The sequence below is a fragment of the Candidatus Cryptobacteroides sp. genome (assembly GCF_056207615.1).
This window is the reverse complement of record NZ_JBAEER010000038.1, coordinates 1-4,568: the sequence shown is the minus strand read 5'-3', so window position 1 is coordinate 4,568 and position 4,568 is coordinate 1. Positions and strand designations below refer to the sequence as shown.

General features: G+C 48.0%; 3 protein-coding genes and 1 pseudogene. 1 reads left to right on the top strand and 3 read right to left on the bottom strand.

Features of this window, described 5'->3' with window-relative positions; translation table 11 throughout:
- Window positions 1-204: 204 nt before the first annotated feature.
- On the top strand, window positions 205-567 hold the full coding sequence (locus AC06ND_RS02290) for a hypothetical protein (protein ID WP_475677378.1): 363 nt from the start codon (window positions 205-207) through the stop codon (window positions 565-567).
- 81 nt (window positions 568-648) lie between these two features.
- Here AC06ND_RS02290 and AC06ND_RS02285 read toward each other — a convergent pair whose 3' ends face one another.
- From AC06ND_RS02285 to AC06ND_RS02275, 3 genes and pseudogenes are all read right to left on the bottom strand, one after another.
- Window positions 649-2,550 (bottom strand): TonB-dependent receptor plug domain-containing protein, encoded by a 1,902-nt coding sequence (locus AC06ND_RS02285; protein ID WP_475677377.1) that lies wholly within the window; start codon window positions 2,548-2,550, stop codon window positions 649-651.
- A gap of 114 nt (window positions 2,551-2,664) precedes the next feature.
- Complete coding sequence (locus tag AC06ND_RS02280; RefSeq protein WP_475677376.1) at window positions 2,665-3,795, bottom strand: DUF4249 domain-containing protein; 1,131 nt, start codon at window positions 3,793-3,795, stop codon at window positions 2,665-2,667.
- 136 nt (window positions 3,796-3,931) lie between these two features.
- Window positions 3,932-4,568, bottom strand: a pseudogene (locus AC06ND_RS02275) (hypothetical protein); the annotation flags it as partial.

Genomic DNA, 4,568 nt, shown 5'->3' with positions numbered 1-4,568 from the left:
GGTCCCATCACGACCTGTATGAAACGTCGACTTTCCTTGATTCTGGCGGATAGAATACCGTAATGCTTTCTCTTGAACATAAGTTTACTCAATTGACTGAGTAAATTTACTCAATAAAATTGAAATAGCAAAAACAATCACTTCCCGACATCCATTATTGTCTTGATTCACATATACGTACATATGAAAATCTGATTAAAACTCATGGAAGGATCAACGCTACTTCAGGTCCTGACACTGATAGTCTGTGCAGGCCTGCTTTACAACGGATATAAGTGTGAGAAGGAATTTGAGCTTCTTCATCTGGAAAATCAAATGCTCTGGGAGAAACTCGATTCACTACAGAGCACGCCTTCTGCAGCTCCCGCCAAATCTTCCTCTGCGAGCAAAGGTTCTGCTGCCAAGTCATCCGCGTATTCACTGTTAGACGAGATATTCTCCGATCTTCAGAAGGATTACCAGGATTCCAAGAAGTCTCAGAAGAGGGCTGCCGCAGCAAAGATAGTGGTTGAGTCTTCGTACCGCATCGAGGACAGATATGTGTCATACAGAGTATATGTTACCTAACGAACCGGGAACAGTCTGAGACTGCTAACATCAGGGAAATAAGGCAGGTTACAATTTCAGTAATTTTTTATCTCAAGAGTCTTAAAATTCAAGGCGGTAGCTGAAATTAGGGAGTATTGGCAACAAGGCCATCATCTTCCACCCTTCAGCCTGGGTGTCATAATAGAGCATGAATGGGTTGAAATGGTTGGTCACATTACATATTCCGAGGTTGATCGTATGGTCAGTCCTCTCAGCATGGAAGGTGTGCTCATAGCCAAGATCCAGGCGGAAGACCGCAGGCATGTGGAAATTGTTGACTCCCTCGTAGTACTCGGCTGCTGTCTCGAAGCCGGGGACATGGATCTCATACTTCAAAGGTGCACCATTCTCCCAATGTCCGCTCTGTAGGCTCAGGGCAATGCAGATTCCCTTCCATCGTCCTGTCAGATTCAGTATGTGGCGGCGGTCGAACCTTGCGTTGAACCTTCCTCCATCACAAATCGTTGCAAAGCCCATCCTGTCGGACTTTGACAGTGTATATGACACCCTGGCATATATATCTTTGTTGACATATTCATAGAGGAATTCTCCACCGTAGGATCTTCCCTTTCCGACATCGACGTTAGTCTCCCAACTTGCCGCTGCATCTGTGAACAGGGTCTGAGCATACTTGTAGTAAATCAGATTGTTCATCAACTTGTAGTAGCCGCCTAGTGCCAGGGAATGATGTCCAAGGGCGAAACGCATTCCCATGTTGCCCTGAAGTGCCTGCTCTGGCGGCGCAGTCCTTCCGAAAGGAACGATGATATCTGAAGACCATCCAAGTGGGAGTCCTTCAAGAGTGTGATAGAACTGATTCACATAATCAGCGGACCCCTCGACTGCGATGACCTTATTCAATGTCCACTTCAGCGAGAGGCTGGCGTCAGGATTGAAGCAGTTCTTGCCGTCAGTGTAATTGTGGAAGTAGTTTGCCCTCAGGACAGCATTGAAGGAAAACTTTTCGTGAACCTCAAAACCGGCCTGGGCATAGGCGGACATGAGCATGGTACCTTTCCCCGTGTTGGAATTCAGCTGGTCCATATTGAACTGGCCATATCGTCCCTTGATTCCGTAGTCCAAATTCCAAGGCGAATTCGTACGACGTGAGAAATCTGCAGAGAGTGCGGTTTCTAAGAAGCCGGATTTCAATGCGAGTACATTATCCGTACCGTGGTAGTTCTTCTCCTGTCGCTGCATTGTGCCGTTCCTGTTGACATAGGCTTGGACATCCATGTCGGACCAATCAAATCGCCGTTTATACTTCACCATAGCGATCTCATTGTCCCAACCGATGGCATCCTTGCCCGCTTCACCGGTGGTGTACGAATATCGGTCCAGACTCAAGAGAGTAGATGCTGACAAACTGCTGCGGCCGTCAATCTTCCAATTGAACTTACCATAGACATCTCCCACATTGGCATGGAAATCATGGAAAGATCCAAGCAGGGATGGCAACATCGTCTTGAAAAGCTTATACTCCAGTCCTAGCGGAGAGACACGGGCAGATAGCATGAAGGACATACCATGCTTGAGCGGCGCCTCTGCGCTTGCACCAGCAAGGAAGTTGTTGACTGTCACCTGCCCATGGGCCTTGTCTGATGCAGGATCACGGGTGACGATATTCAGGTGGGCAGCGGTGAAGTTGCCATAACGGCCTTCGAATCCGCCTTTCGAAAGCGACGCGCTGCCAATGACTTCATCAGGGACGGTCGTCGTGAGTCCTAATATATGCGAATAGCCGTAAACAGGTACACCGTCCAGAGAAAAGAGGTTGTTGCCCATGTTTCCACCATGAACATACATGGCGGAAGATCCGTCAGCTCCGGTCGTCACGCCCGGAAGCCCTTGCGACCAGCGGATCGGATCTCCCTGTCCCATCGGAGAGACTACCCCACGAATGAAGTCGATGCTGCTTCCCACCTTGTTGATTGAGCGCAACACTCCCCTCGAATCTGTCATGACCGAGGCTTTTAGAGTGTCGGTCATGGCAGATTCCTGAGCCAAGGCAAGCGTCGGAAGTAATGATGCCAGCAGGGATAATATTCGGAATTTAATGTTCATTGGGTCATCCGTTTACTGTTCAGACTCCTGATGGAATGCATTAAATTCAATTATGCCCGAAGTCATGGCTCCGAATATTCCAAGTCCGCTCTTGACATTGGAATAGATGTTATCTCTCAGATATATAGTTGAAAGATCATCGGCTTCGTGGGTTTTCTTGAACTGATAGACATCTTTCACGAATCGGCCATAATCCTTTGACAGCGAAGAGTAGACAAGGTACTCTTCGTAATCTATCTGATTATGATCCGAATCATAATACTCCTTTGTCTGGTAGTCCCAATATGCAAAGCCTTCATGGAAGGAACCGCTGATGCAGAAACCCTTTACGTCTTTGGTATCATTATCCTCCGTCGAATACTCCTTGAAATCATATAGCCTGTCTAGCCTGGCATCGCTATCATCCACCTTGCTGATGAAGAGAGATTCCTTGTACAATACCTTTCCGATGAGATTCGGAAACATATATGTCCATCTGCCGTCCATTCCGGCAACCGGTTCATCGTGATAGGCATACTCATATGACCAATCACCGGTCTTCGTTTCTGTCCTCCACTTCGGGCTTCCGTCGTAGAGCCGCTCAGTCGCGTTGACTTCCTCTAGACCGGGGTAGTCTGTGCAAAGATAATCAACCGGGGATGTCTCGCCTGTTTCTTTGTTCTTTCTGACGCCACGAATCAGCAGATAGTCAGGCAAGTAGTTCACAGAGAAAAAGTAACCGTAAGAAACATAAACAGGGGAAGGGAAGAAATTGCCATATCCTGTCTTTGCCAGGCCATCATTTTCCGGCATTTCCTGTTCTGCGCTTATGCTGTCATATCCATCGGCATTCACATCCAGACGGTATCTGTGTCCTGGTATTCCAAGATAGTCCAGGGTCCAGTGGATGTCGTCTTCCCTGATGAACTTTCCTTCATATCCAGTGTTAAGATCCCTCAGTTTGATTTCTGCATCCTGCACAATGGGAGCAGCAGTCTCTCCTGGCCGTCTCGTAATGGACAGGTACAGATCCTGGGGCCCCTCATTGTCCAGTATGAACTCGACTACAAGCTTTCGCTCCACCCCTGAGTCCAGCGTAGTGTCTCTGACACATCCACTCAAGAGAAGAACAGATAAACTCAGCAAGAAACCTTTAAATGTCATAAACTATGATAGCGTGAATTCTATTTCGAAGTGCCACGCGCTCCGAAGTCAAAGTTAAACATTAATTTACAATATTCAACAGGATTGAAATCATCCTCTAATCAAGCTTTCTCCTGGCATAGGTTTGTACCCCGCATCAGATTGAAACTGATAGTCTGATGAGTCCGACTACAGCCGAAAAGTCTTTCTGCAACATCAGATGAAGGGCTGGCTGTAGGCTGACATGTTCACCCAAATGGACTGCGCAGGTAAGTTCGCTTGCCCACTCATAGTTGCTTACGAATCTGGCATAGTCAGAAAATAGTCCCATCTCGGCTATCCCCAATATGTACCGTGCCCCAAGCCCGAAAAAATCTTTGCACTCCGCAGCTTGGCCAAAGGCATGCGAGTAATCACAGATCAGACTCAGGCCATCGGTAATCCGCTGCTCCGCGTAGCCCCAAATGGTTCCGGATAACGGCAGGGTATGCATACACCCTCCGAGGTAGTAGCAACTGCCGTTATTGCTGAACCCACCCTGGCCTGCGATGAATACGCCATCTGCGACAGGGCTGAATCGGAACACGTGCTCCTTGCCCCATATGTCCTTGTAGCCATTTCCATTGTAGATGCTGGCAAGAGCCTGCCAATGCTCGGACTCGAATGCATAATGGAACCCGAGGGAAGCTAACGGATAGTTGGCTATGGGATAGTTGCAGCTGATTGTAGGGAAGATGCCGCAACTGCTGTTAGTGAACAGCGAGGTGACCGGACTTGTGAAGTAATCTTCATTG